General features: G+C 68.5%; 32 protein-coding genes. 2 read left to right on the top strand and 30 right to left on the bottom strand.

All coding sequences use genetic code 11. The features are described from left to right. From MR1_RS00160 to MR1_RS00020, 29 genes are all read right to left on the bottom strand, one after another. Positions 1–1,345: choice-of-anchor A family protein (locus MR1_RS00160; RefSeq protein ID WP_169797628.1), on the bottom strand; the 1,345-nt coding region annotated here is incomplete at its 3' end. 222 nt (positions 1,346–1,567) lie between these two features. After that, positions 1,568–2,233 (bottom strand): DsbA family protein, encoded by a 666-nt coding sequence (locus MR1_RS00155; protein ID WP_067242084.1) that lies wholly within the window; start codon positions 2,231–2,233, stop codon positions 1,568–1,570. Between the two features lie 185 nt (positions 2,234–2,418). Then, on the bottom strand, positions 2,419–3,279 hold the full coding sequence (map, locus tag MR1_RS00150) for a type I methionyl aminopeptidase (protein ID WP_169797627.1): 861 nt from the start codon (positions 3,277–3,279) through the stop codon (positions 2,419–2,421). A gap of 1 nt (position 3,280) precedes the next feature. Then, a complete protein-coding gene (locus MR1_RS00145; protein WP_067242080.1) occupies positions 3,281–3,877 on the bottom strand; it encodes an adenylate kinase in 597 nt (198 codons plus the stop codon). After that, positions 3,874–5,196, bottom strand: a complete 1,323-nt coding sequence (gene secY / locus MR1_RS00140; protein WP_067242077.1) for a preprotein translocase subunit SecY — start codon at positions 5,194–5,196, stop codon at positions 3,874–3,876. The genes MR1_RS00145 and secY overlap by 4 nt, the downstream gene beginning before the upstream one ends. A gap of 103 nt (positions 5,197–5,299) precedes the next feature. Continuing rightward, on the bottom strand, positions 5,300–5,860 hold the full coding sequence (gene rplO, locus MR1_RS00135; RefSeq protein WP_084344243.1) for a 50S ribosomal protein L15: 561 nt from the start codon (positions 5,858–5,860) through the stop codon (positions 5,300–5,302). Further along, on the bottom strand, positions 5,860–6,045 hold the full coding sequence (gene rpmD, locus MR1_RS00130) for a 50S ribosomal protein L30 (protein ID WP_067242074.1): 186 nt from the start codon (positions 6,043–6,045) through the stop codon (positions 5,860–5,862). Before rpmD ends, rplO begins: the two co-directional genes overlap by 1 nt. Further along, the gene (rpsE, locus tag MR1_RS00125) at positions 6,045–6,746 is read right to left on the bottom strand and encodes a 30S ribosomal protein S5 (RefSeq protein ID WP_067242070.1); all 702 of its coding nucleotides are present in this window, start codon (positions 6,744–6,746) and stop codon (positions 6,045–6,047) included. Before rpsE ends, rpmD begins: the two co-directional genes overlap by 1 nt. Beyond that, entirely contained in the window at positions 6,743–7,102 is a 360-nt protein-coding gene (gene rplR, locus MR1_RS00120) for a 50S ribosomal protein L18 (protein WP_067242067.1), read from the bottom strand. Before rplR ends, rpsE begins: the two co-directional genes overlap by 4 nt. 2 nt (positions 7,103–7,104) lie before the next feature. Continuing rightward, a complete protein-coding gene (rplF, locus tag MR1_RS00115) occupies positions 7,105–7,641 on the bottom strand; it encodes a 50S ribosomal protein L6 (protein ID WP_067242063.1) in 537 nt (178 codons plus the stop codon). Between the two features lie 6 nt (positions 7,642–7,647). Continuing rightward, complete coding sequence (rpsH, locus tag MR1_RS00110; protein WP_067242059.1) at positions 7,648–8,046, bottom strand: 30S ribosomal protein S8; 399 nt, start codon at positions 8,044–8,046, stop codon at positions 7,648–7,650. 206 nt (positions 8,047–8,252) lie between these two features. Further along, positions 8,253–8,846, bottom strand: coding sequence for a 50S ribosomal protein L5 (gene rplE, locus MR1_RS00105; protein WP_067242055.1), 594 nt, complete (start codon positions 8,844–8,846; stop codon positions 8,253–8,255). Further along, positions 8,846–9,205 carry a 50S ribosomal protein L24 gene (gene rplX, locus MR1_RS00100; protein ID WP_067242051.1) on the bottom strand — a complete coding sequence of 120 codons (360 nt, stop codon included), beginning with the start codon at positions 9,203–9,205 and terminating at the stop codon, positions 8,846–8,848. The genes rplE and rplX overlap by 1 nt, the downstream gene beginning before the upstream one ends. A 2-nt stretch (positions 9,206–9,207) precedes the next feature. Then, complete coding sequence (gene rplN, locus MR1_RS00095; RefSeq protein ID WP_067242048.1) at positions 9,208–9,576, bottom strand: 50S ribosomal protein L14; 369 nt, start codon at positions 9,574–9,576, stop codon at positions 9,208–9,210. Continuing rightward, the gene (rpsQ, locus tag MR1_RS00090; protein ID WP_067242045.1) at positions 9,573–9,881 is read right to left on the bottom strand and encodes a 30S ribosomal protein S17; all 309 of its coding nucleotides are present in this window, start codon (positions 9,879–9,881) and stop codon (positions 9,573–9,575) included. The genes rplN and rpsQ overlap by 4 nt, the downstream gene beginning before the upstream one ends. Next, a complete protein-coding gene (gene rpmC / locus MR1_RS00085; RefSeq protein ID WP_067242042.1) occupies positions 9,881–10,195 on the bottom strand; it encodes a 50S ribosomal protein L29 in 315 nt (104 codons plus the stop codon). Before rpmC ends, rpsQ begins: the two co-directional genes overlap by 1 nt. Continuing rightward, on the bottom strand, positions 10,195–10,614 hold the full coding sequence (gene rplP / locus MR1_RS00080) for a 50S ribosomal protein L16 (RefSeq protein ID WP_067242039.1): 420 nt from the start codon (positions 10,612–10,614) through the stop codon (positions 10,195–10,197). Before rplP ends, rpmC begins: the two co-directional genes overlap by 1 nt. Beyond that, positions 10,614–11,360, bottom strand: a complete 747-nt coding sequence (gene rpsC, locus MR1_RS00075; protein WP_067242036.1) for a 30S ribosomal protein S3 — start codon at positions 11,358–11,360, stop codon at positions 10,614–10,616. The genes rplP and rpsC overlap by 1 nt, the downstream gene beginning before the upstream one ends. After that, positions 11,360–11,758, bottom strand: coding sequence for a 50S ribosomal protein L22 (rplV, locus tag MR1_RS00070; protein ID WP_067242032.1), 399 nt, complete (start codon positions 11,756–11,758; stop codon positions 11,360–11,362). The genes rpsC and rplV overlap by 1 nt, the downstream gene beginning before the upstream one ends. Before the next feature lie 25 nt (positions 11,759–11,783). Continuing rightward, positions 11,784–12,065 carry a 30S ribosomal protein S19 gene (rpsS, locus tag MR1_RS00065; protein WP_033106056.1) on the bottom strand — a complete coding sequence of 94 codons (282 nt, stop codon included), beginning with the start codon at positions 12,063–12,065 and terminating at the stop codon, positions 11,784–11,786. A gap of 12 nt (positions 12,066–12,077) precedes the next feature. After that, positions 12,078–12,917, bottom strand: a complete 840-nt coding sequence (rplB, locus tag MR1_RS00060) for a 50S ribosomal protein L2 (protein WP_067242029.1) — start codon at positions 12,915–12,917, stop codon at positions 12,078–12,080. Positions 12,918–12,937: 20 nt separating this feature from the next. Continuing rightward, entirely contained in the window at positions 12,938–13,255 is a 318-nt protein-coding gene (rplW, locus tag MR1_RS00055) for a 50S ribosomal protein L23 (protein ID WP_067242026.1), read from the bottom strand. Then, complete coding sequence (gene rplD, locus MR1_RS00050) at positions 13,252–13,908, bottom strand: 50S ribosomal protein L4 (RefSeq protein ID WP_067242023.1); 657 nt, start codon at positions 13,906–13,908, stop codon at positions 13,252–13,254. The genes rplW and rplD overlap by 4 nt, the downstream gene beginning before the upstream one ends. Positions 13,909–13,913: 5 nt before the next feature. Further along, the gene (gene rplC / locus MR1_RS00045; protein WP_067242020.1) at positions 13,914–14,573 is read right to left on the bottom strand and encodes a 50S ribosomal protein L3; all 660 of its coding nucleotides are present in this window, start codon (positions 14,571–14,573) and stop codon (positions 13,914–13,916) included. An 8-nt stretch (positions 14,574–14,581) separates the two neighbouring features. Next, positions 14,582–14,890, bottom strand: a complete 309-nt coding sequence (gene rpsJ / locus MR1_RS00040; RefSeq protein ID WP_017201594.1) for a 30S ribosomal protein S10 — start codon at positions 14,888–14,890, stop codon at positions 14,582–14,584. A gap of 515 nt (positions 14,891–15,405) precedes the next feature. Beyond that, entirely contained in the window at positions 15,406–15,630 is a 225-nt protein-coding gene (locus tag MR1_RS00035) for a hypothetical protein (protein WP_067242017.1), read from the bottom strand. A 128-nt stretch (positions 15,631–15,758) separates the two neighbouring features. Continuing rightward, positions 15,759–17,192 carry a sugar transferase gene (locus tag MR1_RS00030; protein WP_067242013.1) on the bottom strand — a complete coding sequence of 478 codons (1,434 nt, stop codon included), beginning with the start codon at positions 17,190–17,192 and terminating at the stop codon, positions 15,759–15,761. A 152-nt stretch (positions 17,193–17,344) separates the two neighbouring features. Next, a complete protein-coding gene (locus tag MR1_RS00025) occupies positions 17,345–19,081 on the bottom strand; it encodes a DUF4012 domain-containing protein (protein ID WP_169797626.1) in 1,737 nt (578 codons plus the stop codon). Between the two features lie 80 nt (positions 19,082–19,161). Beyond that, positions 19,162–21,261, bottom strand: a complete 2,100-nt coding sequence (locus MR1_RS00020; RefSeq protein ID WP_067242007.1) for a hypothetical protein — start codon at positions 21,259–21,261, stop codon at positions 19,162–19,164. Positions 21,262–21,439: 178 nt separating this feature from the next. On the opposite strand from MR1_RS00020, the gene MR1_RS00015 reads away from it, so the two are divergent. Both MR1_RS00015 and MR1_RS00010 read left to right on the top strand, forming a co-directional pair. After that, entirely contained in the window at positions 21,440–22,567 is a 1,128-nt protein-coding gene (locus tag MR1_RS00015; RefSeq protein ID WP_067242005.1) for a glycosyltransferase, read from the top strand. After that, positions 22,567–23,532, top strand: coding sequence for a glycosyltransferase family 4 protein (locus tag MR1_RS00010; protein WP_067242090.1), 966 nt, complete (start codon positions 22,567–22,569; stop codon positions 23,530–23,532). Before MR1_RS00015 ends, MR1_RS00010 begins: the two co-directional genes overlap by 1 nt. A gap of 3 nt (positions 23,533–23,535) precedes the next feature. Here the strand turns inward: MR1_RS00010 and MR1_RS00005 are convergent, their stop codons facing one another. Continuing rightward, positions 23,536–24,069 carry a hypothetical protein gene (locus MR1_RS00005; RefSeq protein WP_067242001.1) on the bottom strand — a complete coding sequence of 178 codons (534 nt, stop codon included), beginning with the start codon at positions 24,067–24,069 and terminating at the stop codon, positions 23,536–23,538. Between the last annotated feature and the right edge of the window lie 199 nt (positions 24,070–24,268).

Below are 24,268 nucleotides of genomic sequence, written 5' to 3'. Positions count from 1 at the left end.
CCCCTGCCGCGTCGGCGTCGACCGACCCGCTCGCCGAGACGGTTCCCTCGATCCCGGCGCCGTCGGCACCGCCGTCGGAACCGGCGCGAATCGAGGTCGCCGCGTCGGCGTCCGCGCCGGCGCCTCGCGCATCCGCGTCGGCCGTCGCACCGGCGTCGGCATGAACCTCGACGCCTGCATCCGCGTCGGTTCCGGCGGCGTCGGCATCCGCATCCGCCCCCGGGTCCACCGGCGTCTCCGGCTCGACCTCGCACACGAAGGCGCCGTCCCGGAACGGATAGTTGTGGATCTCCGTGCCGGACCCCTCCATCCGGATCGTGCCGTTGGTGTAGACGCGCCCGTTCAGGTGCGCGGTGGTGGAGAGGGTCGGCGTCGCGGCGTCCGGGTGGGCGTGCGGAACCATGATCGAGCCGAGCACCTGCGAGCTGCCGCCGATCTCCACACGGGTCGCATCCGCGAAGTTCCACATCGTGCGGGTGGCCACGCGGCCGAAGCCGTTCACCGCGCCGCCCACGCCGTCCACGCGCACGCCGTCGTCGGAGAAGTAGTTCGGCGACCAGACCGCCGCGCCCCCGGTCACGTTGACGATCACGGCGGCGTCGTCGGCGATCTTCTCGAAGGCGACGGCGCCGGCCGCGCCGAGGTCGGCCGCGGAGATGGTGAAGACCTCGCGCGCGGCGCCGGTGCCGACGAACGTCGCCGTCCCCCACTCGGATCGCGCGGATCCGGTCGTCGCCTCGGCGGCGTACGCGGCGGAGGCGGTCGAGATCGCGTCGCCGAAGTGCGCATAGCCGTCCAGCGCCGCGGATCCGAGGCCGCTGCGGAACTCTCCGCCGTTCAGGTCGTAGCGACCGTCAGGATGGGTCGGGTCCGCCGCGCCGCCCACGCGCACGTCGCCGCCGCCGTCGGGGAAACCGGGCACCGGGGCACCGACGAAGAACGTGCTGATCCCCGACTCGACGCGGAGGTCGCCGCCGACGGCCAGCATGGTCTCCCCGGCGCCCGGGACGACCCCGGATCCCACGCCGACGGTGCCGACGTTGAACGCTCCCGCGGGCTGGCGCTGGAAGGTCGCGTCGCCGTGGACGACGACGAGGCCCTCGATCTCCGCCGCGCCCGAGCCGGTGACGAGGTCCCCGCCCGCGTAGACCGCGACGTTGTTGTCCGTGAAGATCTCGTTGCCGGTCCCGGGGCTCCCGATCTCCCCTGTCGGACAGCTGGCCGCCGCCGCCTGAGCCGGCGTCAGCGACCCGAAGGCCCCGAACGAAATGATCCCCGTCGCTGCGAGCGCGGCCGCTCCCGCGGCTCCCGCAGTGCGCTTCGCGCGCACGCCGAACATCCCCATGTTTCTCTCCCCTATCCACGTGGTCGCCGCACGTCCGGCGAACCACCCTGTGCATAACCTGCACACCAACGTGCACGACATTCACCGCCGCACACGACCGCGCGTCGCGCAGCCCCGCCGTCATACCAGCATTTTGTTCATGGGATAAACAAAAGCGCTCCCCCGGGACACGACGACGGCGCCGCGGACCAGGTCCGCGGCGCCGTCGTCGTGAAAGGGAACTCAGCCGATCAGCTTCTCCAGCTGGGAGAGCTCGCCCGCCTGCAGATCGAGGCGTTCGCCGTTGATCTCCACGGTCGGCGTCCCCTTGATCTGGTGCTTCTTCGCCTGCGCGGCGGGGTACTTCTTATAGGTCCCCTCCGTGATGCAGCTCGCCGCCTTGTCGGCGCCGACCTCGCTCGCGTACTGCGCGAGCTGCTCGTTCGTGAGGCCCGTCGAGTTCTCCGCCGGCTGGTTCTCGAAGAGCGCCTTCGCGTAGTCGAGATACTTGTCCGGCGCCTCCTCCACGACGCAGAGCGCTGCCGCCGCGGACCGCGACGAGTACTCGGTCCCCTGCGAGTAGTGGTCGAGGATCGCGATCGGGTGGTACTCGAGGGTGATCTTGCCGTCGTCGACGGCCTTCTCGAGCTGCTCGCCGTACTGCTGCTCGAAGGAGTTGCAGATCGGGCACATGAAGTCCAGGTAGACCGCGACGGTGTCCTTGCCGTCGCCGAAGCTCACGGCGCCCGTCTCGGCGTTGAACGTGTCGCTGCTCTTCGGAGCCGGCCCGGCATCCGTGGCCTGGTTGTTCAGCCACACCACGACGCCGCCGAGTGCCACGAGCACGACGACGACGGCGATGGAGATGCCGATGGCGAACCAATTGGTCGAGCTCTTCGCAGCGGCCATTGTCTTCCGTTCCTGTCCTGGCGCGTCGCAAGACCTGCGCGCGACCGATGTCTCGGGCAGGACGACGCCCCGCTCCGTATGCCATTTTGCACGCTCGCGCCTATGGGCTCCATGGGAACCCCGTCATCACGGCGCTGCCATGCCGGCGCCCGCTGTGCGTCTGGGACGCAATCGGAGCTCCGATGTCAGGAGAACGGCGTGGGCGCGATGCCGTACGGCTCCAGGCCCGCCGCACCGCCGTCCGGCGCGGTGAGGACCCAGATCCCGTTCTCGTGGACCGCGACGCTGTGCTCCCAGTGGGATCCGTCGGATCCGTCCGCCGTGGTCACGGTCCAGTCGTCGTCCTCGACGAACGTCTCCTCGCCGCCAGCGGTGACCATCGGCTCGATCGCGAGGACGAGTCCCGGCCGCACCTCGGGCCCCTGGTCGGACGTGCGGTAGTTGAACAGGCTCGGAGCCTCATGCATCTTGCGTCCGATGCCGTGACCCACGTACTCACGGAGGATGCCGTAGTGATCAATGCCGTCGGCGGCCTCGGGCGGGACACCCGCACCGAGGATCCGGTCCTCGATCGCCGCGCTGACGTCGCCGAGGCTCCGCGCCGTGGCCATCGCGGCGATCCCCGCCCACATCGAGGCCTCGGTCACGCGGGAGAGCTCTTCGCGTCGCGCGACGAGATCGGGCCGCGACGGGTCGGGCACCACGACGGTGATCGCGCTGTCGCCGTTCCACCCCTCGTACTGCGCTCCGCAGTCGATGGACACGATGTCGCCGGCCTCCAGCACCCGATCGCCGGGGATCCCGTGCACGACCTGATCGTTCACGGAGATGCACGTCGCGTGGCGATAGCCGCGGACCAGCTTGAAGTTCGACTCCGCGCCCCGGGAGACGATCAGGGCGTCGGCGGCGGCGTCCAGCTCCGCCGTGGTGACGCCCGGCCGGATCAGCGCGCGTGCGGCGTCCAGCGCCGCCGCGGTGATGAGGCCCGGCTCCACCATGGCGCGGAGCTGGGCCGGGCTCTTGTAGATCGACCGGCGGAACACCACGTCAGACCGCGACCGCGCGCTCGAGGCCGCGGGCCTGGAGCGCGGCGAAGATCCGCTCGGTCACCTCGTCGAGACCGCCCACGCCGTCGATCCGGTCGACGATGCCGCGCTCCCCGTACGCCTCCAGGATCGGAGCCGTCTCCTGCTCGTAGATGTCGAGCCGGTGCGCGATGGCCTCGGGCGTGTCGTCCGTGCGGCCCTGCTCCTCCGCGCGCAGCCGCAGCCGCTCGATGCTCTCCTCGCGCGGGACGTCCAGCAGGATGACCGCGTCGAGCGCGGCGCCCGACTCTGCGAGGAACGCGTCGAGGTGCGCCACCTGGGCCGCGTTGCGGGGATACCCGTCCAGCAGGAAGCCCTCCGCCGCGTCGGGCTGGGACAGCCGGTCGCGCACGATCTCGCCGGTCAGCTCGTCCGGGACGAGGTCGCCCGCGTCGAGGATCGAGGTGACCTGCTTGCCGAGCTCGGTTCCGTTCTTGATGTTCGCGCGGAAGATGTCCCCCGTCGAGACGACCGGGACCCCGAAGGCCTCCGCCACGCGCACGCCCTGCGTGCCCTTGCCCGAGCCCTGCGGTCCGACGATCAGGAGACGAGCGGTCATCGGAGGAGCCCTTCGTAGTGGCGCTGCTGGAGCTGCGCGTCGATCTGCTTCACGGTCTCAAGACCCACGCCGACGATGATGAGGATCGACGCGCCGCCGAACGGGAAGTTCTGGTTCGCACCGACCGTCGCCAGCGCGATGAGCGGGATGAGCGCGATCACGCCGAGGTACAGCGAGCCCGGAAGCGTGATCCGCGTCAGCACGTACTCGAGGTACTCCGCCGTCGGGCGTCCGGCGCGGATGCCGGGGATGAAGCCGCCGTACTTCTTCATGTTGTCGGCGACCTCGACCGGGTTGAAGGTGATCGCGACGTAGAAGTACGTGAAGCCGATGATGAGCAGGAAGTACACCGCCATGTAGAGCGGGTGGTCGCCGGTCACGAAGTACTGCATGATCCAGGTCGCCCACTCCGGCGGCGTCGAGCCGTCCTGCGGGATGTTGAACTGCGCGACCAGCATCGGGATGTACAGCAGCGAGGAGGCGAAGATCACCGGGATCACACCCGCCATGTTGACCTTGATCGGGATGTACGTGTTCGTGCCCCCGTAGGTGCGGCGGCCGACCATGCGCTTGGCGTACTGCACCGGGATGCGTCGCTGCGACTGCTCGATGAACACGACGGCCGTCATCACGACGATGCCGATCGCCAGGACGAGGAGGAAGACCTCGAAACCGCGGGTCTCCCAGATCGCCCACATGGCGCCGGGGAAGGTCGCGGCGATCGAGGTGAAGATGAGCAGCGACATGCCGTTGCCGATGCCGCGCTCGGTGACGAGCTCGGCGAACCACATGATGAGGCCCGTTCCGGCGGTCAGCGTGATGATCATCAGCAGCTGCGCCCACCACACGTCATTGGTGAGGAGCTGGGCGCAGGCGCCGCCGGAGTTCTGGCCGAAGAGCTGGCCGCTGCGGGCCACCGTCACCAGGGTCGTCGACTGCAGGAGCGCGAGCGCGATCGTCAGGTAGCGCGTGTACTGGGTGAGCTTGGCCTGGCCGGCCTGGCCCTCCTTGTGCAGCGTCTCGAAGTGCGGGATGACGACGCGCAGGAGCTGGGTGATGATCGTCGCGGTGATGTACGGCATCACACCGAGGGCGAAGATCGACAGCTTCAGCAGAGCGCCGCCGGAGAAGAGGTTGACGAGTCCCAGGAGGCCTTCGGTACCGGAGTTGTCCGCGATGCACTGCGTCACGTTCGGGAAATTGACGAACGGAGCCGGCACCGTAGAGCCGAGTCGGTAGATCGCGATGATCGCCAGGGTGAAGCCGATCTTCCGGCGCAGGTCCGGTGTGCGGAAGATCCGCGCGATGGCGCTGAACAAAGGTGTGCCTCCTGAAAAGGGATGCCGATCCGACAAGGGGCGGCCAAGAAACCAGGGTAACGCAAGAGGGGCCGGAGGTTTCTCCGGCCCCTCTTGTCGTCGGCTACTTGACGGAGCCGCCCGCCGCGACGATCTTCTGCTCGGCGGAACCCGAGACCTTGTCGACCGACACGGTGAGCTTCACGGCGATCTCGCCGTTGCCCAGAACCTTGACCTTCTCGTTCTTGCGAACCGCACCCTTGGCGACCAGGTCGCTCACGGTGACCTCGCCACCGGCCGGGTACAGCTCCGCGAGCTTGTCCAGGTTCACGACCTGGTACTCGACGCGGAACGGGTTCTTGAAGCCGCGCAGCTTCGGGGTGCGCATGTGCAGCGGCATCTGCCCACCCTCGAACCCGACGCGGACGGTGTTGCGGGCCTTGGTGCCCTTCGTGCCGCGACCGGCGGTCTTGCCCTTGGAGCCCTCACCGCGACCGACACGGGTCTTGGCGGTGTTGGCGCCGGGGACCGGACGCAGGTGGTGCACCTTCAGCACGCCCGGGCGCGAAACCGGGGCGTCCTTCTTCGGGGCCGCCTTGGCAGGCGCCTTCTTGGCCGCGGCCTTCGGAGCGGCGGCCTTCTTCGGGGCCTTCTCGGCCTCGACGGCCTCGTTCTTCTCAGCCATCAGTCGATCTCCTCAATCTTCACGAGGTGAGCGACGGTCTTGACGTAGCCGCGCGTCTGCGCGTCGTCCGGACGGACGACCGAGTCGCCGATCCGCTTGAGACCGAGGCTGCGCAGCGTGTCGCGCTGGTTCTGCTTCTCGCTCACCTTGGACTTGACCTGCGTGACCTTGAGCCGTGCGGCCATCAGGCACCTACCTTCTGCGCGGCGGCAGCCGCAGCGGCCTTCTCCTCGTTGCGGATGATGATCTCCGGAACGACGGCGTCGTAGGCGAGTCCACGACGAGCGGCGACGGCGCGCGGCTCCTCGAGGGACTTCAGAGCCTCGACGGTGGCGTGGACGATGTTGATCGTGTTCGAGGACCCGAGGGACTTCGAGAGCACGTCGTGGATGCCGGCGCACTCGAGCACGGCGCGCACCGGACCACCGGCGATGACACCGGTACCGGCGGCAGCCGGACGCAGCAGCACGACGCCGGCCGCGGCCTCGCCCTGCACCGGGTGCGGGACGGTGGTGCCGACGCGCGGCACGCGGAAGAAGTTCCGCTTCGCCTCCTCGACGCCCTTCGAGATCGCGAGGGGCACCTCGCGGGCCTTGCCGTAGCCGACGCCCACGAGACCGTTGCCGTCACCCACCACGACGAGCGCGGTGAAGCTGAAGCGACGGCCGCCCTTGACGACCTTCGAGACGCGGTTGATGGTCACCACGCGCTCGAGGAACTGGTTGTCCCCGCGGTCGCGCGAGTTGCGGTCACGACCGCCCTGACCGCGGTCACGGCCTCCGCGGCGACCCTGGCGCTCGTCGCGCTGGGGAGCCTCGGTTCCGGCCGCCGTCTCGGCGGGAGCCGTAGCCGTCTCGGTCACTTCGTTCTCCTTGTTGTCACTCACAGTGCGAGCCCCCCTTCACGGGCGCCATCGGCGATGGCGGCGACACGACCGGCGTAGCGGTTACCGCCGCGGTCGAACACAGCCTCGGAAATCCCGGCGGCCTTCGCGCGCTCGGCGACGAGCTCGCCGACCTTGCGGGCCTTGGCCGTCTTGTCGCCCTCGAAGGTGCGCAGATCGGTCTCGAGCGTGGAAGCGGAGGCCACGGTGCGGCCCTTGCTGTCGTCGACCAGCTGCACGAAGACGTGACGGGCCGAACGGTTGACGACCAGGCGCGGGCGCGCCTCAGTGCCGACGATCTTCTTGCGAAGGCGGGCGTGACGACGCGCGCGGGCGTCGGACTTCGACTTCACAGCCATGGTTACTTACCAGCCTTTCCGGCCTTGCGACGCACGACCTCGCCGGCGTAGCGCACACCCTTGCCCTTGTACGGCTCGGGCTTGCGGATCTTGCGGATGTTCGCAGCCGCCTCGCCGACGGCCTGCTTGCTGATCCCGCTGACGGTGAGCTTGTTCGTGCCCTCCACCGTCAGGGTGATGCCGGCGGGCGGGTCGACCAGGACCGGGTGCGAGAAGCCGAGGGCGAACTCGACCGAGCTGCCCTTCTGCTGGACGCGGTAACCGGTACCGACGACCTCGAGGCCCTTGGTGTAGCCCTGGGTCACGCCGATGATGTCGTTGTTGATGAGGGTGCGGGTCAGGCCGTGCAGCGACCGCGACTCGCGCTCGTCGTCGGGGCGGGTGACCAGGACCTGGCCCTCCTGCACCTCGACCTCGATGGGAGAGGCCACCGTCAGGGAGAGCTCTCCCTTGGGGCCCTTCACCGAGACCTCACGGCCGTCGACCGTGACGGTCACGCCCGCAGGGATCTCGATGGGAAGTCGTCCAATACGCGACATGTCAGATCACCACACGTAGGCGAGAACTTCTCCGCCCACGCCCTTCTGCTCAGCCTGGCGGTCGGTGAGAAGACCGGAGGAGGTGGACAGGATCGCGACGCCGAGGCCGCCGAGCACCTTGGGGAGCTCCGTGGACTTCGCGTACACGCGGAGACCGGGCTTCGACACGCGCTTGATGCCGGCGATCGAACGCTCGCGGTTGGCGCCGTACTTCAGGGTCAGCGTGAGGTTCTTGCCGACACGGGCGTCGGTGACCTCCCACCCCGCGATGTAGCCCTCCTGCTGGAGGATCTCGGCGATGTGCGTCTTGAGCTTGCTCGACGGCAGGGTCACGGAGTCGTGGTGCGCCGAGTTCGCGTTGCGCAGACGGGTCAGCATGTCTGCGACCGGGTCTGTCATTGTCATTGTCTTCTTCTTTCGATCATGAGGTTTCGACGCCCGTTACACGGACGCCGACCTTCGTGAACACACAATTTTCAATTGTACGTCAAGCGGGACACGCCGAAAAACCATCCGGTCGTTGAGCGAGCGAAGCGAGACGAAACGCGGTGATCCCACGGGAACCGCGTTTCGTCTCGGTGCTTCGCACCTCGCTCAACGACCGGCGGTCATCACGCCTGCGCGTCGTCGGCGCGGAACGGGAAGCCGAGGTGGCGCAGCAGCGCACGACCCTCGTCGTCCGTCTCGGCCGTGGTCACGACGGTGATGTCGAAACCGCGCACGCGGTCGATCTTGTCCTGATCGATCTCGTGGAACACGCTCTGCTCGGTGAGACCGAAGGTGTAGTTGCCGTGGCCGTCGAACTGCTTGCCGGACAGACCGCGGAAGTCGCGGATGCGGGGCAGGGCGAGGTTGACCAGGCGGTCGAGGAACTCCCACGCGCGGTCGCCGCGGAGGGTGACGTGCGCGCCGATGGCCTGGCCCTCGCGCAGCTTGAACTGCGCGATGGACTTGCGGGCCTTCGTCACGACCGGCTTCTGACCGGTGATCTTGGTGAGATCGTCGATCGCGCCGTCGATCACCTTGCTGTCGCGAGCCGCCTCACCGACACCGGTGTTGACGACGACCTTGACCAGGCCGGGGATCTGCATGACGTTCTTGTACCCGAACTCGTCCTGCAGCTTCTGCTGGATCTCGTTCTTGTACTTCTGCTTCAGGCGCGGCTGGATCTTGCCAGCCGGCGCGGCAGTGGTGGTGTCGCTCATCAGAGGTCCTTACCGCTCTTCTTCGCGTAGCGCACGCGGACCGTGCGCTTCACGCCGTCCTTGGTCTGCTCCTCGACGCGGTGACCGACGCGGGTCGGCTTCTTCGTCTCCGGGTCGACCAGGGCGACGTTCGAGATGTGGATGGGGGCCTCGATCGTCTCGATGCCGCCCGTCTTGGTGCCGCGCTGCGTCTGGCCGACACGCGTGTGCTTGGTGGCGTAGTTGACGCCCTCCACGATCACGCGGTTCTGCTCGGCGAGGACCTCGAGGACCTTGCCCTGCTTGCCGCGGTCGCCGCCCTTGTCCTGCTTGCGGCCGGTGATGACCTGGACGAGGTCGCCCTTCTTGATGTTCGCCATGATCAGATGACCTCCGGGGCGAGCGAGACGATCTTCATGAACTTCTTGTCACGAAGCTCACGACCGACCGGGCCGAAGATGCGGGTGCCGCGGGGCTCCCCGTCGTTCTTCAGGATCACGGCGGCGTTCTCGTCGAACTTGATGTACGAGCCGTCTGCGCGGCGCGTCTGCTTCTTGGTGCGGACGATGACGGCCTTGACCACATCGCCCTTCTTGACGTTGCCGCCCGGGATCGCGTCCTTGACGGTCGCGACGATGGTGTCACCGAGACCGGCGTACCGGCGGCGCGAGCCGCCGAGCACACGGATGGTGAGCAGCTCCTTCGCGCCGGTGTTGTCGGCGACCTTGAGGCGGGACTCCTGCTGGATCACTTGGCCTTCTCCAGAATCTCCACCAGACGCCAGCGCTTGGTCGCGCTCAGCGGCCGGGTCTCGTTGATGAGGACGAGGTCGCCGATGCCGGCGGTGTTGTTCTCGTCGTGCGCCTTGACCTTCTCGGTGCGGCGGATGACCTTGCCGTACAGCGGGTGCTTCACGCGGTCCTCGACCTCGACGACGATGGTCTTGTCCATCTTGTCGCTGACGACGTAGCCGCGGCGCGCCTTGCGGTAGCCACGGGCGCCGGCGTCGCGGACATCGTGCGACTCGACGACCTCAGCGGTCTTCTTCTCAGCCATTACTCGGCCTCCTCCTTCGGCGCGTCGGCCTCATCGGCCTTCTTCGCCTTCGCCTTGGACGCCTTCTTGGCCGGAGCCTCGACCGGAGCCGGCGTCGCACGGATGCCGAGCTCGCGCTCACGGATCACGGTGTAGAGGCGCGCGATGTCGCGCTTGACGGCGCGGATGCGGCCGTGGCTCTCCAGCTGGCCGGTGGCCGACTGGAAACGGAGGTTGAACAGCTCCTCCTTGGCCTTGCGCAGCTCCTCGACGAGGCGCTGGTCTTCGAACGTGTCGAGCTCGGCGACAGCGAGCTCCTTGGTGCCGATCGCCATTACGCGTCGCCCTCCTCGCGCTTGATGATGCGTGCCTTGAGCGGCAGCTTGTGAATGGCACGGGTCAGGGCCTCGCGAGCGAGCTGCTCGTTGACGCCCGCGACCTCGAAGAGGACGCGACCCGGCTTGACGTTGGCGACCCACCACTCCGGCGAGCCCTTACCGGAACCCATGCGGGTCTCGGCCGGCTTCTTGGTGAGCGGACGGTCGGGGTAGATGTTGATCCACACCTTTCCGCCACGCTTGATGTGACGGGTCATCGCGATACGAGCAGCCTCGATCTGACGGTTCGTCAAGTACGCGGGCGTGAGGGCCTGGATGCCGAACTCGCCGAAGGAGACCTTCGTGCCGCCGGTGGCCTGACCGTCCCGCTTGGGGTGGTGCTGCTTGCGGTACTTGACCTTACGAGGGATAAGCATCAGGCAGACGCTCCTTCTGCGACGGGAGCCTCGTTGCGCGGGCCGCGACGGCGGTCGCCACGGTCGCGCGACGGCTTCTGGTTGGCCTGCTCGCGTGCGAGCTCCTTGTTGGTGAGGTCGCCCTTGTAGATCCAGACCTTCACGCCGATGCGGCCGAAGGTGGTCTTGGCCTCGTAGAACCCGTAGTCGATGTTCGCGCGCAGCGTGTGCAGCGGCACACGACCCTCGCGGTAGAACTCCGACCGGCTCATCTCCGCGCCGCCGAGGCGGCCCGAGACCTGGATCCGGACGCCCTTGGCGCCGGCGCGCTGGGCGCCCTGGAGGCCCTTGCGCATGGCACGGCGGAAGGCGACGCGCGCAGAGAGCTGCTCCGCGATGCCCTGCGCCACGAGCTGAGCGTCGGCCTCGGGGTTCTTGACCTCGAGGATGTTCAGCTGGATCTGCTTGCCCGTGAGCTTCTCGAGGTCGCCGCGGATGCGCTCGGCCTCGGCCCCACGACGACCGATCACGATGCCCGGACGCGCGGTGTGGATGTCCACACGCACACGGTCACGGGTGCGCTCGATCTCGATGTTCGAGACGCCGGCGCGGTCGAGCTGCGTCTGCAGGAGCTTGCGGATCTTGATGTCCTCGGCGACGTAGTCGGCGTAACGCTGGCCCGGCTTCGTCGAGTCCGAGAACCAACGCGACACGTGGTCCGTCGTGATTCCGAGGCGGAAGCCGTACGGGTTTACCTTCTGTCCCATTACTTGCTCGCCTTCTTCGTCTCTGCCACCGGGGCCGCCTCGGCGACCTCAGGGGTGGCCAGCACGACCGTGATGTGGCTCGTGCGCTTCTTGATCTGGAACGCGCGGCCCTGGGCGCGGGGCTGGAAACGCTTGAGCGTCGTCCCCTCGTCCACGTAGGCGTTCTTGACGTACAGGTCCTGCCCGTCGAGGAACTCGCCGTCGCGGTCCGCCTTCACCTGCGCGTTGGCCATGGCCGACGCGACGAGCTTGTAGATCGGCTCGGACGCGCTCTGCTGCGCGAACTTCAGGATGGCGAGGGCCTCTTCGGCCTGCTTGCCCTTAATGAGCGCCACGACACGACGAGCCTTCTGAGGGGTCACGCGGATGTGTCGCACGCGTGCGATGGACTCCACCATTTCTCTCTCCTCTTGCGTCCCCGCGTCAGCGGCGACGGCCCTTCTTGTCGTCCTTCTCGTGGCCGCGGAAGGTGCGGGTGGGCGCGAACTCGCCCAGCTTGTGACCGACCATGGTCTCGGTCACGAACACGGGGATGTGCTTGCGACCGTCGTGCACGGCGATGGTGTGTCCCAGCATGGCGGGGATGATCATCGACCGGCGCGACCAGGTCTTGATGACGTTCTTGGATCCGGCTTCGTTCTGAACGACGACCTTGCGAAGCAGGTGCTCGTCGACGAAGGGGCCCTTCTTAAGACTGCGAGGCATCTTCTCTTACTCCTACTTGCGCTTCTTGCCGGCGTTACGGCGACGCACGATGTACTTGTCGCTTTCCTTGTTGGCGTGACGGGTACGACCCTCCGCCTGACCCCACGGGGTGACGGGGTGACGACCACCGGACGTCTTGCCCTCACCACCACCGTGCGGGTGGTCGACCGGGTTCATCGCGACGCCGCGGACGGTCGGGCGCACGCCCTTCCAGCGCTTGCGGCCGGCCTTGCCCCAGTTGATGTTCGACTGCTCGGCGTTGCCGACCTCGCCGATCGTCGCACGGCAGCGCGCGTCGACGTTGCGGATCTCGCCCGAGGGCAGACGCAGCTGGGCGTAGGGGCCGTCCTTCGCGACCAGACGCACCGAGGCGCCGGCCGAACGGGCCATCTTCGCACCGCCGCCGGGACGCAGCTCGATCGCGTGGATCACGGTACCGGTCGGGATGTTCTTCAGCGGCAGGTTGTTGCCCGGCTTGATGTCCGCCCCGGCGCCGGACTCGACGACGTCGCCCTGCTTCAGCTTGTTCGGCGCGAGGATGTAGCGCTTCTCGCCGTCGAAGTAGTGCAGCAGCGCGATGCGAGCCGTGCGGTTGGGGTCGTACTCGATGTGGGCGACCTTCGCGTTGATCCCGTCCTTGTCGTTGCGACGGAAGTCGATCACGCGGTACTGGCGCTTGTGCCCACCGCCGATGTGGCGGGTGGTGATGCGGCCCTGGTTGTTGCGCCCACCGGTCTTGGCGAGCGGACGAAGCAGCGACTTCTCCGGCGTGGATCGGGTGATCTCGGCGAAGTCGGCCACCGACGAACCACGGCGACCCGGGGTCGTGGGCTTGTACTTGCGAATAGCCATTTTCTGTCCTTATCCCCCGGTCAGTTCACTGCCGTGAAGATGTCGATGGTGCCCGACTTCAGGGACACGATGGCGCGCTTGGTGTCCTTGCGCTTGCCCGTGCCGAAGCGGGTGCGGCGGGCCTTGCCGACGCGGTTGATCGTGTTCACCGAAGCGACCTTGACGTCGAAGATCTTCTCGATGGCGAGCTTGATCTCCGTCTTCGAGGCGCGCGGGTCCACGAGGAAGGTGTACTTGCCCTCATCGATGAGCCCGTAGCTCTTCTCGGAGACGACCGGCTTCAGGATGATGTCGCGCGGGTCCTTGTTGCCCGCGGTGGCGAGGACGTTGTCGCTCATGCCGAGACCTCCTCGATCGAGCCGGTCTTCGCAGCGACGAACGCGTCGAAGGCGGCCTTGGTGAAGACGATGTCGTCGGAGACGACCACGTCGTAGGCGTTGAGCTGGTCCGCGTACAGCACGTGCACGCCGGCCAGGTTGCGGACGCTCAGGGCGTTCGTGTCGTCGGTGCGGTCGAGCACGACGAGGACCGTCTTGCCCGGCAGCGCCTTCAGGAACGCGGCGGCCGTCTTGGTCGAGGGCTTGCCCTCGATGCCGAAGGACTCGACGACGTGCAGGCGCTCTCCGCGGTAGCGGTCGCTCAGCGCGCCCGCGAGGGCGGCGGCGATCATCTTCTTGGGGGTGCGCTGCGAGTAGTCGCGCGGCTTCGGGCCGTGGACGATGCCACCACCGGTCATGTGCGGCGCGCGGATCGAGCCCTGGCGGGCGTTACCCGTGCCCTTCTGCTTGAAGGGCTTGCGGCCGGCGCCGGACACCTCGCCGCGACGCTTGGTCGAGTGCGTGCCCTGGCGAGCCGCCGCGCGCTGCGCGACGACGACCTGGTGGATCAGCGGGACGTTGGTCTTGACATCGAAGATCGCGGCGGGCGCGTCGACCGTACCGGTCTTCTTGCCGCCCGACAGGACGTCGAGAGTGAGAGTCGTGTCAGCCATGAGACTTAGGCACCCTTCACTGCGTTGCGGACGTAGACGATGCGGCCGCGCGCGCCGGGGACGGCGCCCTTGACGAGCATGAGTCCCTTCTCGGCGTCGATGGCGTGCACCGTGAGGTTGAGGACGGTCACACGCTCGCCGCCCATACGGCCGGCCATGCGCATGCCCTTGAAGACGCGGCTCGGGGTCGCCGAGGCGCCGATCGAACCGGGCTTGCGGTGGTTGCGGTGCGCACCGTGCGAAGCGGAGACGCCCTTGAAGTTGTGACGCTTCATGACACCGGCGGTGCCCTTGCCCTTGCTGGTGCCGACGACGTCGACCAGCTGACCGGCCTCGAACACGCCCTCCACCGTCAGCTCCTGACCGAGTGAGTAGTCAGCAGCGTCCGCGGTGCGGACCTCGGTGACGTGGCGACGCGGCGTGACGCCGGCAGCCTCGAAGTGGGCCGTCAGGGGCTTGGTGACCTTGCGCGGGTCGATCTGACCGGCCGCGATCTGCACGGCGTTGTAGCCGTCCTTCTCGGGGGTGCGGATCTGGGTGACCACGTTCGGCGCGAGCTCGATGACGGTGACGGGAACGAGCTTGCCGTTCTCGTTCCACACCTGGGTCATGCCCAGCTTGGTGCCGAGCATGCCCTTGGAAATCTTTGCGTTGATGTCAGCCATGTCGATCCTCAGAGCTTGATCTCGATGTTGACGTCCGCCGGGAGGTCGAGACGCATGAGCGAGTCGACGGCCTTCGGCGTCGGGTCCACGATGTCGATGAGGCGCTTGTGGGTGCGCATCTCGAAGTGCTCGCGGCTGTCCTTGTACTTGTGGGGCGACCGGATGACGCACACGACGTTCTTCTCGGTCGGAAGCGGCACGGGGCCGACGACGGTCGCGCCCGCACGGGTCACGGTGTCGACGATCTTGCGCGCCGACGTGTCGATGACCTCGTGGTCATACGACTTCAGGCGAATGCGGATCTTCTGTCCCGCCATTTGTCTGCTCACTCTCTTCAAAGCGTCGTACCGTCCCGCGCCAGGTGGGCTCGGGGGCATTGGACGCACGTCGGCGCTCTTCACGCCTTGCGCTCCTCCGGGACTCACGAGACCTCGCGGCTCGTGGGCCGTCGAAGGCGCACCACTGTTCTGCTGTCAGCCCGGGGCCTCGCGGCGCCCGGATGCCGACCCCCGCGCACGGCGAGGCCTCGGTGAGGAGGTGTCGGTTGTGTGTTCTCCTGCCCGCGGCCTAGAACCCTGCGCCGGGCTTCGGGAGCCTGCGCCGTCTATGCACTGCCTGGCAGTGATCCGGGGGCACGCGAACGCACCGCCGGAATGTGGAACCTGTCTATTCTGCCATGCCCGATTCGCGTCCTGCAAACCCGGGCGTGTCGCGCCTCGGAGAAGCCTCGGATCAGCCCCGGATCCCCGCACCCCGGGCCATCGAGCGGGAGGGGCACGGACACGACGAAGGCCCCTCACCGCCGTGGTGAGGGGCCTTCGGAGAGATCAGGTCACTCGTTGCCGATCGACTTGTCGATGTTGTCGCGCACGCCGTCGATCTGCTCGGAGGCGCCCGGGGCGACCTTCTTCGCGAAGCCGGCGACGCCGTCGAGGATCTTGTCGCTGATCCCCTCGGCCTGCTCGCTGTGGATGGCCTCGTCGATCCTGTCCTTGTTCTGCTCGACGAAGTCCTTGCCCTTGTTGACGACGTCGTTGAACGACTCTTCGATACCCATCGGGTTCCTCCCGGTCAGCATTCGCCGGCCGAGCGGCCGACGCTTCTCATTGTGCAACGTGCCGGCGTCGAGCGGTAGGCCCGTACGGGGTGCCCCGTAACACGAGGCCGCGGGCGTGAGACCGGCCCTCAGCGGGCGGTTCCCTGAGGCCGGATGACCGCCCGGACGGTGCGGAAGAGGATCACGAGGTCCTGGGTCAGCGACCAGTTCTCCACGTAGTAGAGATCGAGGCGGATGGTCTCCTCCCAGGAGAGGCTCGACCGGCCGCTGACCTGCCACAGACCGCTCATCCCGGGCTTCACCAGCAGGCGGCGGTACGCGACGTCGTCGTAGAGGGCGACCTCCGTGGCGCGCTGCGGGCGAGGACCGACCAGGCTCATGTCGCCGCGGAGCACGTTCACGAGCTGCGGCAGCTCGTCGATGGAGTGGCGCCGGAGGAAGCGGCCGACACGGGTGATCCGCGGGTCGTCGTTGATCTTGAAGAGCGGTGTCCCGCCGTCGCCCTGCAGATCGAGCAGCGACGCGAGCTGGTCGTCCGCATCGGCGACCATCGATCGGAACTTCCGCATGCCGAACGTCCGCCCCCCGCGGCCGATGCGCTCCTGGGAATAGATGATCTCACCGGGGCCGTCCACACGGATCGCGATCGCGGTGGCGAGGAAGACGGGCGAGAGCACCACCAGGAGGATCGCGGACCCGATGAGGTCGAAGGTCCGCTTGAGGAAGCGCTGCGCGCCTTCCAGCCGTGGGAAGTCGACGTGGACCAGAGGAAGGCCGGCGACGGGTGTCGTGTGCAGGCGAGGACCGGCGACATCGGTGAGCACCGGCGCCATGATGAGCTGGATGTCCCGGTCCGACAGGGCGTGCCCGAGCCGGCGCATCGTCATCGGGTCGAGATCGTCGGAGCCGACGATGATCAGCGCGTCGAAGCGCACCTCGTCCAGGACGGACTCGACGTTCGCGATGTCGCCGAGCACCTCGAAACCGGAGACGCCGCCGGCGCGAGCACGATCGGTGATGACGCCGACGATCTCGTACCCGCTGCTCTTGGCCCGTCGGATCTCGCGCGCGACCACGGAGACCTTGGACGGCTCGCCGATCACCACGGCCCGATGCAGGTACTGCCCGGCCTTCTGCCTTCCGCGCAGCCACTGGCGCCACAGCCACCTCGACAGCAGCAGGAGCAGCAGCCCGAGCGGGAAGACGACGGCGACGAACGCCCGGGAGAGGTTCATCCCCAGGAAGAAGGCGGTGGCGACCGTCACGGCGAACACGGCGAGCGTGGCGTTGACGATGCGGCGGTACTCGTCCGCACCCTGGCCGACGATGTGACGGTCGCGGGAGTCGGTCGCGTCGAGCGCGATCACCCACACGAAACCCGTCACGCCGAGCGCGACCAGATGGGGGATGCGCGGCCCCTCGGGCCAGGAGACGCTGGTGAACGGCCCGGGGAGGACGACGAAGGACGAGACGGCGAGCGCCAACAGGATGACGACGAGGTCGCTGTAGAACAGGCGGCTCGCGTACCGCCGCGGCCACGCCGGCCGGCGCGCTTTCTGCACGGGAACCCGCGGGGTCTTCCTCGGTTCCCCTGAGGCGCCGGAGCTGTCGCGCTCGAGCTGGACGACGACGTCCCTCACCTCCCTGCGATGGACACCAGGACGCGAGTCAGTCTAAACCGTCTTGGAATCTCCTGAGGATGCGCGCCCCGGCGTCACTGTCCGCAGCTGTCGGTGACGGCGGGCTTCGCCCCGTTCACCATCGGGTTCGTCTGCACCTGGAGCGGGCCGCGCTCACCCTCGGGGCCGACGAACGAGGCGGTCACCTCGACCGTGTCCCCGGGATCGAACCACGCCTCGAAGGCGACCACCGGACGACCGAGGTCGTCGATGTCCTTGTGCATCACCGAGATCTCGTCCCCGTTGAAGTCCGCGGTCGCAAGGGTCGTCCCGGGAGGGCCGTAGATGTAGATCCAGTCGCGGAAGCGCGCGCCGAACGTCATGCTCTGGACGTACCGCGGCAGGGCCTCCGCCTGCTGCTGGGACAGAGGCAGGCTGAGCGAGGCCGACGCCGTGTAGGTCGTCTTGCCCGCCTCGCACACGGCCGACGCGGACGTCGCGGTCTCCGTGAAGTAGTCGATCTTCGAGCCGTTGCTGTTGTTGAAGTAGACCCCGATGGTCGTGTTCTCGTCATTGTCCGTGGGCAGGACACCGCTGATCCGCGAGCCCTCGATCGCGTCGGCGATCTTCGGGTCGTCGCTCCACACCATCACGCTGCCCTTCGAGGCGCTCTCCGTGATCGCCCACAGCATGTCCTTCGGATCGAACTCGCCCGTGGCGATCTTGTCGAACACCGCGGCCGCCGCCGCGGCGAAGAACCCGTCGACGAGCTCCGGCTCCTTGTACGAGTCCCATCGCCCGTAGACCGTGCTCAGCAGGAGCGAGACGGCGTTGTCGGAGGACAGCACGTCGCCGGTGGGCAGCTCGATGGGGCCGGTCGCGACGAGGATCCGCGACAGCGCGATCGGGTCGATCGAGATCACTCCGGCGATCTCGTCCGGGGCGATGTCGCGCTGCCACCAGGCGCGCATGATCTGCGCCGCGGTCGGGAAGTCGGGACGGCTCATGCTCGTGTTGAGGTGATCCACGAGATGGCTCGTGTACAGGTCGATGGCGCTCTGCGGAACGTCCACATCGACGGCGACGCCGTTCTGATAGCCGCCGCTGTTGCCCTGCGCCCCCATCGAGAAGGAGCCGCCGTCGACGTGCACGAGCGCCTGGGCCGCGGCGCTGCCTCCGAGGGCGAGGGTCTCGGCGTTGTTCTGGAAGACGAGGAGATAGTTGCGCGCGCCGTCCGCGCCGAGCAGCTCCGGCAGGATCCCGATCGCGGGCCCCGCCGTCGACATCACGCTGTTGACCTGGTCGACGCCCTCCCGCACCGGCCCGATCAGGAAGGGCGAGTGCGCGACGCCGTCGAGCCCCTCGGCGAGACCCGTGATGCGCTCACCCTGCTCCTCGGCGGCCGCCAGGAGCCGCTGCATCACCGAGCCCGAGCCCTCTCCGGACCCCATCACGGGCACGGCGACGCCGTTCACCAGGGCATCGAAGGACTGCGCGGCATAGCGCACCCCTCGCAGGTTGTCCCCCACGACCGGAACCCACTCCGCCAGCCACCACACCGGGTCCGATGCGGCGCCGCCGGCGCTGGCCGCGGTCTCGGAGAGCTCGCCGAGCACGTCCTTCACGTCGCGCCCGGCTTCGACCTCCTTGATCAGCTCCTGGCTCTTGGTCAGGCCGTCCTTCACCGTGATCGCACGCAGACCCACCCAGCACACGGCGAGCAGCAGCGCGATGACGACGAGGGCGAGGATCACCCAGACCCGGCGCCGCCGGCTCTTGCGAAGGCTCCGCCGTTCGTCGATGTTCCGCCTTCGCAGGCCCTCACTGCTCATCGACGACATACCTTTCCTTCGGGATCAAGCGATGAATCATAACAACCGAGCCTTGGCGACGAGCTTCGACCGGGGGGGGATCAGTCCGACGCCTCCGGGGCGACAGCGGAGATGAAGACCGGCGATGCACCGAGCGTCAGAGTGACCTCGCCCTTCACCGGCTCCACGATCTGGCTGCGCCCGGAGAGGTCCGTGACCGCCAGCGGGACCTTGGAGGCGAACGTCCGCTGCAGCTCCTGGTCGGCCCAGGCGACGCGGGTCGCATCGGAGCCCTGGCCGAACACCTCGACGGTGCTCGTCTCGTCGGACTCGGTGGCCGTGAAGGCCTTGCCGCCGAGCCGGGCGATCATCAGCGCCTGCGCGAAGGCTCCGGGCTTCGGGGCGAGCGCGACGACGTTCTCCCGAGGGCTGTTCTCGTAGAGCCCGAAGTTCGCCTCGCCGGCGACCGGGTCGTTCTGGTCGTTGACGAGGTCGTACCAGATGTACTTCTCGACCCCGTTGGCGAAGGCCAGCGTCTCGTTCCGCACCAGCATCCGGCCCTGGTCGAGCTCGGAGACGCCCTCATGATGGGTCGGGAACCCCATCTCCGTCACCCAGACGGGCCGGGTCTCGCCGGCGAACTCCTGCATGTCGGCATAGGACTGCTGCACCGTGCCGGCGATCAGATCGGGATTGCGATCGATCCAGGATTCGTAGGGGTGGTAGCTGATCGCGTCGGTCGCCGCGAGACCGCCCGACTGCCAGAACCCGATGAACCAGTCCCGGTCGTACAACGCCGTCGATCCCGTGACGATCGGAAGGTCCGGGTGCGCCGGGCTGACATGATCGCGGACCGCCTGCGCGATGGGCATGTAGCACGATGGGGCCTTGCCGCAGTCCGTGTCCGTGTCGCGGTGGTTGAACTCGTTGAGCACTTCGAGGCCGACCATGTCGAACCGGTCCGCGACGGCCTTCGCGTACCGGGCGTACGCCTGGATCGACTCGTCGCCGGAGGGCGCGCGCCGGGTCCCGTAGACCCGGTTGCCGTACGCCACGATCCCCAGGAGCTTGACGCCGTTCGCGTGCATGCGAGAGAACTCGCGCACGTAGTTCTCGTCCCACGCGTACTCCCCGGCGACCTTCTCGTTGCGCTCCCAGGAGATGTCGTTGCGGACCTCCGCGAAGCCGAGGGCCGCAGCCAGGGTCCCGGTGCCCGCGAAGGGCTCCTTCTCGACGTGGGACGCGACGCCGAAGCGGCTGTCCTGCGGGACCGCGAACCCCTCGGCGTCGATCACGGCGATGGCCGTCTCGATGTGCTGTCCGGCGGCGTCGTCCACCGTGACCGTGTAATGACCCTGTCCGACACCGGTCAGCGGCAGCGCCGCGAGCGGTCCGCGGACCTCGGCCTGGCCGGAGATCGGGTCCCCTCCGGCACTGGAGGTGGCGCTCCACTGCACGGCGCCCTCGGCCAGCGAGACGGCGAGCACGGCGGATTCATCGGTCATGATGAGCGAGTCGTTGACGATGCCGGAGGGCGTCTGCACGGCCTCGAACGAGCCGTTGGTCACGAGCTCCTCGCCGCCGCTGCTCATGATCGACACGTCATCGATGCCGAGGCCCCGGACGGTGCCGCCGAGCACCAGGTCGAGCGAGGATTCGGGCGACTGGTCGGCCGGAGCCGTGAACGGGAACTCGAGGGTCTCCCAGTCCGCATCCAGAGGCGGAAGCACGAAGGTCTGCCCGGCGACGGTCAGACGGGCGGCGGGGTCGGTCTTCCGCTCCGCCAGCACGCGCGCGGCGAGGCGGAGGGTGTACTGCCCGCCGGGCGCCAAGGCCACGGCGGACGAGGCAGCGATGACGTCCGGATCGTTCGCCGGGGCGTCCACCCGCAAGGACACGGCGCCGGTCGCTGCAGCGCCGACCTCGGGAAGCACCGCGCCGACGACGGTCCGATCGGCCAGCGTCCACCCGTCGATGGACGCCCGCGCGGTGTTCGTGACCGGCACCTCGGCAAGGGGGTCGGGCGTCGGGGTCGGCGTCGGCGATGCGGTGGGCTTCGGCGTCGGGGTCTCGCCCTTCGTCTGGGCATCCGGCCGCAGGGCGGGGATCCCGACCACGGCCACCGCCGCGCTCCCGGCCACCAGGAGCACGGCCACCGTGCTGGCGATGATGACCGTCCTCTTCGTCACACGCAGTGCCATGGCATCCTTTCCCCCGTGCGTCCGCACCAACCTATCCGGTGCGAGCCGGGACGAAGCTGACAGCCTCGAGTGCGGGGCCCGGTCAAGCTCTCTAGACTCGACACATGCTCTCCGCGGTCCGCCCGAGCCCGCGGGCGCGTTTCCGCGCCCGCCCTCGCTCCGAAACGGCACCCGTCCTGTGAGCGGCGCCCTGGTGCACGAGTGGCTCGCCCCCCGCGGCGGATCCGAGAACGTCTTCGAGTCCCTGACGCGGATCTTCCCGGACGCCGCCCGCTATTGCCTGTGGAACGACAGCGACGGCCGGTTCACCGTCGACGGAGAGACCTGGCTGGCTCGCACGCCGTTGCGGGGCCGCAAAGCGGCGGCGCTTCCCCTGATGCCCCTGGCCTGGCGCTCCCTTCCCTCCGTCGACGCCGAGTGGGTGCTCGCGAGCTCGCACCTCTTCGCGCACCACGCACGGTTCGCGGGCCCCGCCCGCAGTGCCCCCAAGCTGGTGTACGCCCATACGCCCGCTCGGTACATCTGGAACCCCGAGCTCGATGCGCGCGGCGGTTCCCTCCCCGTGAAGGCCGCCGCCGGCACGGTGAAGGACCTGGATCGACGACGCGCACAGGAAGCCGTCGCGATCGCCGCGAACAGCACGTTCGTCCAGACCCGTATCGCCCGGGCGTGGCACCGCGAGAGCACCGTGATCCACCCGCCCGTGGATGTCGCCTCCTTCCTCCGCACGCCGGAGCCGAGCGCGCACGACCAGGACGTGCTCGACCGCCTCCCGGACACGTTCCTCCTCGGCTTCTCCCGGTTCATCCCCTACAAGAGGCTGGACCTCGCCGTCCAGGCGGGGGCCGCGGCCGGCGTGCCCGTGGTGCTGGCCGGTGCGGGCCCGGATGAGGAACGGCTGCGCGCGTTCGCCGCAGAGCACGCCCCCGGCGCGGTGTCCTTCGTCCGCTCGCCCGGCCCGGACCTCTACCGTGCGCTGCTGCACCGCTGCCTCGCCCTGGTCTTCCCCGCGGTGGAGGACTTCGGCATCGTCCCCGTGGAGGCGATGGCGGCCGGGCGCCCCGTCATCGCGAACGCGCTGGGCGGAACCGCCGAGACGATCGTGGACGGGAGCACGGGAGTGCTCGTCGAGGACTGGTCTCCGGAGGAGATGCGCCGCGCCGTCGACACGGTGACCCGGGTGTCCCCGCAGGCGTGCCGGGCTCAGAGCGAGCGGTTCTCCGAGGAGGTCTTCGCCGACCGCATCCGCGCGTGGGTCGCCGAGTCCCTCGCCTCGGGCGACGCGACGCAGGCGAGGGCCGTCTGATGCGGGTCTTCGTCGACGACCGCTACCGCGGCGCCCACGGCATCGGACGGTACGCCGCCGAGGTCCTCCCCCGCCTGACGCCGCCGTGGGAGGACCTGGCGCTCGGCGGATCCCCGTTCACCGCCGTGGACGCCTTCCGTCCGGTGGGCAGGGCGTCCGCCCCGGACGCCCTCGTCTACTCCCCGGGCTACGGGGCGCTCCTGCGCGCCGGCCGCCAGCTGCTCACGCTCCACGACCTCATCCAGCTGAGAGCCCCGGGGATCCGGCGCTGGACCTTCGCGGCGTATTACTCGGGCCCCGTCCGAACGGTCGTGCGCAGGGCCGGCGTGGTCCTCACGGTCTCGGACACGTCCGCTCGGGCGATCCGGGACTGGATCGACGACGACGCCGTGGAGATCGTCAACGCCGGCAACGGCTGCTCCGCGGCCTTCCGCCCCCGCGCGGGCGTCGTGTCCGCGTCCGATCCCTATCTGCTGTTCGTCGGGAACGGTCGCGCCCACAAGAACCTGGACGTCGTCCTGGACGCGCTCATCGCAGCACGGGACGCGCGACTCGTGGCGGTCGTCCCCGAGCGCGAGATCCCCGAGCTGAGCGCGAGGACCGAGACCCGCGGGATATCCCCCCGCGTGCGATGGGTGAGCGGGATCGACGACGAGGAACTCGCGGATCTCTACCGCGGCGCTGCGGCGACCGTCATGCCGTCCACCCTCGAGGGGTTCGGTCTTCCCGCGCTGGAATCGATCCGGTGCGGCGTGCCCGTCGTCTTCTGGGAGGGCTGCGAGGCCGTCGCGGAGATCGTCGGGGACCGCGGCTGGGCCGTCCCGTCCTCGGACGACCGAGGGGCGTGGTCGGACGCGCTGAACCGCGCCCTGGCCGCCGGCCGGCGGGTCGATCCGCCCACCGGGTACGACTGGGGGCGGACGGCGACGATCGTCTCGGACACGATCGCGCGAATGACCGCCTGACGGCTAGTCGCCTGGCGCCGGGTCAGTGACGTCGGCGGCACCGAACAGCAAGCTGTCGACGACCTGGTCGCGCCGGGCCGGCCGCGCGGTGGTGTACCTCAGCAGATCTTCGAAGTGAGAGAACACGACGACCGCTTCTTCGAACTCTGGCTCGGAACCGTGGACGACTGCTCCGTCGTCTCGCACCGCCAGGTACTCGTATCCGTTGCGAACGGAAAGCAGGATCGGTGCGTGGCGCCTCCAGAAACGGGAGACCGCGACCGCCTCATCATCCGTCGTCGCAGCCTGGATGCTCAGCAGTTCACACTCGTTCCACGCGAACGCCCCCTCCGCGCCGGTCGAGTAGTCGTCGCGGGACAAGAACCACACCGTCTCGTCTGAGCTCGACAGGAGTGAGAACGAGGACACCCAGCGGATCGCCGTTTCGGGTGCCGCGCGCAGCGGGGAGGGAACGCCGTTCTCCATCGACGTCGGCGGCTCAAACGTCCACCCGGCTTCCTGCAAGCTTCTGGCGGCACTTCGGAAGAGTTCCGGCATGCTCCCAGGCTACCGATCCGCCTGGCATAGGCAGGCGGTCACCAGGTCGCGCCGGTATTGGCCCATTCCAGTGTCGACAACTTCGCCTCGATCTTCTCGAGGCAGATGCTCCCGCATCCGACCAGGGTGAGCCTGCGCCGTCGTGGGAGGTCGTTGACGGCGGCGATGCCGGTGATCTTCTTTAGCAAAGCGCCCTAGG

It is taken from the genome of Microbacterium resistens NBRC 103078 (assembly GCF_001552355.1).
GTDB classification, from domain to species: Bacteria; Actinomycetota; Actinomycetes; order Actinomycetales; family Microbacteriaceae; genus Microbacterium; species Microbacterium resistens.
This window is presented reverse-complemented; position numbering and strand designations above follow the sequence as displayed.

Bases quoted from the DNA above. Each gene is read 5' to 3' on its own strand.
- MR1_RS00155 (WP_067242084.1), bottom strand. From the start codon at position 2,233: ATGGCCGCTGCGAAGAGCTCGACCAATTGGTTCGCCATCGGCATCTCC.
- MR1_RS00145 (WP_067242080.1), bottom strand. From the start codon at position 3,877: ATGACCGCTCGTCTCCTGATCGTCGGACCGCAGGGCTCGGGCAAGGGC.
- rplO (WP_084344243.1), bottom strand. From the start codon at position 5,860: ATGGCTGAGAAGAACGAGGCCGTCGAGGCCGAGAAGGCCCCGAAGAAG.
- rpmD (WP_067242074.1), bottom strand. From the start codon at position 6,045: ATGGCCGCACGGCTCAAGGTCACGCAGGTCAAGTCCAAGGTGAGCGAG.
- rplR (WP_067242067.1), bottom strand. From the start codon at position 7,102: ATGGCTGTGAAGTCGAAGTCCGACGCCCGCGCGCGTCGTCACGCCCGC.
- rplF (WP_067242063.1), bottom strand. From the start codon at position 7,641: ATGTCGCGTATTGGACGACTTCCCATCGAGATCCCTGCGGGCGTGACC.
- rpsH (WP_067242059.1), bottom strand. From the start codon at position 8,046: ATGACAATGACAGACCCGGTCGCAGACATGCTGACCCGTCTGCGCAAC.
- rplE (WP_067242055.1), bottom strand. From the start codon at position 8,846: ATGAGCGACACCACCACTGCCGCGCCGGCTGGCAAGATCCAGCCGCGC.
- rplX (WP_067242051.1), bottom strand. From the start codon at position 9,205: ATGGCGAACATCAAGAAGGGCGACCTCGTCCAGGTCATCACCGGCCGC.
- rpsQ (WP_067242045.1), bottom strand. From the start codon at position 9,881: ATGGCTGAGAAGAAGACCGCTGAGGTCGTCGAGTCGCACGATGTCCGC.
- rpmC (WP_067242042.1), bottom strand. From the start codon at position 10,195: ATGGCGATCGGCACCAAGGAGCTCGCTGTCGCCGAGCTCGACACGTTC.
- rplP (WP_067242039.1), bottom strand. From the start codon at position 10,614: ATGCTTATCCCTCGTAAGGTCAAGTACCGCAAGCAGCACCACCCCAAG.
- rpsC (WP_067242036.1), bottom strand. From the start codon at position 11,360: ATGGGACAGAAGGTAAACCCGTACGGCTTCCGCCTCGGAATCACGACG.
- rplV (WP_067242032.1), bottom strand. From the start codon at position 11,758: ATGGTGGAGTCCATCGCACGCGTGCGACACATCCGCGTGACCCCTCAG.
- rpsS (WP_033106056.1), bottom strand. From the start codon at position 12,065: ATGCCTCGCAGTCTTAAGAAGGGCCCCTTCGTCGACGAGCACCTGCTT.
- rplB (WP_067242029.1), bottom strand. From the start codon at position 12,917: ATGGCTATTCGCAAGTACAAGCCCACGACCCCGGGTCGCCGTGGTTCG.
- rplW (WP_067242026.1), bottom strand. From the start codon at position 13,255: ATGAGCGACAACGTCCTCGCCACCGCGGGCAACAAGGACCCGCGCGAC.
- rplD (WP_067242023.1), bottom strand. From the start codon at position 13,908: ATGGCTGACACGACTCTCACTCTCGACGTCCTGTCGGGCGGCAAGAAG.
- rplC (WP_067242020.1), bottom strand. From the start codon at position 14,573: ATGGCTGACATCAACGCAAAGATTTCCAAGGGCATGCTCGGCACCAAG.
- rpsJ (WP_017201594.1), bottom strand. From the start codon at position 14,890: ATGGCGGGACAGAAGATCCGCATTCGCCTGAAGTCGTATGACCACGAG.
- MR1_RS00035 (WP_067242017.1), bottom strand. From the start codon at position 15,630: ATGGGTATCGAAGAGTCGTTCAACGACGTCGTCAACAAGGGCAAGGAC.
- MR1_RS00025 (WP_169797626.1), bottom strand. From the start codon at position 19,081: ATGAGCAGTGAGGGCCTGCGAAGGCGGAACATCGACGAACGGCGGAGC.
- MR1_RS00020 (WP_067242007.1), bottom strand. From the start codon at position 21,261: ATGGCACTGCGTGTGACGAAGAGGACGGTCATCATCGCCAGCACGGTG.
- MR1_RS00010 (WP_067242090.1), top strand. From the start codon at position 22,567: ATGCGGGTCTTCGTCGACGACCGCTACCGCGGCGCCCACGGCATCGGA.
- MR1_RS00005 (WP_067242001.1), bottom strand. From the start codon at position 24,069: ATGCCGGAACTCTTCCGAAGTGCCGCCAGAAGCTTGCAGGAAGCCGGG.